The sequence below is a fragment of the Mesorhizobium sp. M8A.F.Ca.ET.207.01.1.1 genome, assembly GCF_004794715.1.
Classification (GTDB): Bacteria; Pseudomonadota; Alphaproteobacteria; order Rhizobiales; family Rhizobiaceae; genus Mesorhizobium.
In genome coordinates, this window is the sequence record NZ_SRUS01000335.1 from 1 (window position 1) to 328 (window position 328).

Genomic DNA, 328 nt, shown 5'->3' on the forward strand with positions numbered 1-328 from the left:
TCGAGCCCGATCTGCTCGGCATAGTCGCGCAGCAGCCTCTCGCCGATGCCGTGGAAGCTGCCGGCCCAGGAGAGCGCATCGGCGATGATGGCGGCGTCGCGGCCAAGCACCTCGCCGGCGATGCGCTCGACGCGCTTGGCCATCTCGGCCGCGGCACGGCGTGAAAACGTCATCAGCAGGATGCGGCGCGGATCGGCGCCCTTGACGATGAGATGGGCGACGCGATGCGCCAGCGTGTTGGTCTTGCCGGAGCCGGCGCCGGCGATCACCAGCAGCGGCGCCGCCACCTTGCCGTCGCCATGCACCACCGCCAGCCGCTGCCCGTCAT

Annotated in this window: 1 protein-coding gene; it reads right to left on the reverse strand. The window is 71.0% G+C overall.

Annotation, left to right across the window (positions count from 1 at the left end; genetic code table 11):
- The coding region (locus EN850_RS34805; protein WP_246689328.1) for a UvrD-helicase domain-containing protein at nucleotides 1-314 on the reverse strand (314 nt) is incomplete at its 3' end.
- Nucleotides 315-328: the final 14 nt, after the last annotated feature.